Below are 1,223 nucleotides of genomic sequence, written 5' to 3'. Positions count from 1 at the left end.
GGTGCGGCTGAACAGACGCGTCCCGATATGGTCTTCGAGCGCCGCTGCCCGGCAGATGGGGCTGAGCCCGCCCGCCGTCACCCGTGCGGTAGCGGCGCTCGAAGACCATATCGGGACGCGTCTGTTCAGCCGCACCACCCGCAACGTTGCGTTGACCGAAGCGGGACACCGCTATCTGGCCGATGTCGAACGTATCCTGCAGGAACTGGCGGATGCGGAATCCGCCGCGCAGGGGCAGCATGCATCACCGCGCGGGCTGCTGACCATCACCGCCCCGGTGATGTTCGGGCGGCTGTACATCATGCCGATCCTACTCGATTTTCTCGATCAACATCCCGATGTTAGCGGCAGGCTGCTTCTGCTGGACCGGGTCACAAATCTTCTCGAGGAAGGCATGGATCTGGCGCTGAGGATCGGCCACCTGAGCGATTCAAGCATGGCCGCAATCCGGGTCGGGGCTGTGCGATCGGTCATCTGCGCCTCCCCTGGCTATCTGAAGCGGCATGGTGTACCTCAACATCCCGCCGATATCGAGCGCCACCGCGTCATCGTGGCGACAGGCTCGCTCGGCAGCCATGAATGGCGCTTTGGAGACGATGATCGACTGACGATCCGCATCCAGCCTTCGCTCACCTGCAACTCGAACGCCGCCGTGCTGCACGCCGTTGAGCAGGGTTGGGGGGTGAGCAGGCTCTTATCCTATCAGGTTGGCCCGTCAGTCACTGCAGGCCGGATCAGGCTGGTTCTCGAAGAATTCGAGCGCAATCCCCTGCCGGTGCACCTGGTCCATCTCGAAGGTCGTCGCGCCTCCGCCAAGGTGCGGGCATTCATCGATTTTGCAGCGCGAAGGCTGCGAGACGACCCGGTGATCAATCCGCAACCCGGCTTGGCGGCCGGATGACTGCGCAGGAGCGCGCCCAAGAGTTCCCGCGTATGGGCTCCCCCGATATCCAGGTGAACGCTGCAATGCGCGACACCTGAACCGAAGCCCCAACAACCGGCAAACCTACCAGCGTGCGCTGACCCATGGGCGATAATTTGCGCAAGCGCGGGTTGGTCGCGCAATTCCGGCACCGCAGTCCGTCCCTACTGGCATTATGCACCGCATCGGAGCCACAGGATGGGTCTGTAAATTGCCAGCATCAAGACAGGGAATTGCAAATGCCAGACCTTGATCGGCGCTCGTTTATCGCCGCTGCCAGCATAACCGCCTCGCTTGTTTC

The 1,223-nt window shown here is 62.6% G+C and carries 1 protein-coding gene; it reads left to right on the top strand.

Annotated features, from left to right (window positions below; genetic code table 11):
• Nucleotides 1-901: LysR family transcriptional regulator (locus tag AX735_RS16485; protein WP_446471831.1), on the top strand; the 901-nt coding region annotated here is incomplete at its 5' end.
• Nucleotides 902-1,223: the final 322 nt, after the last annotated feature.

Origin of the sequence: Blastomonas sp. CCH1-A6, from assembly GCF_001556365.1 — a bacterium.
GTDB classification, from domain to species: Bacteria; Pseudomonadota; Alphaproteobacteria; order Sphingomonadales; family Sphingomonadaceae; genus Blastomonas; species Blastomonas ursincola.
The sequence above is the reverse complement of the archived record's forward strand: the minus strand, read 5'-3'. Positions and strand labels throughout refer to the sequence as shown.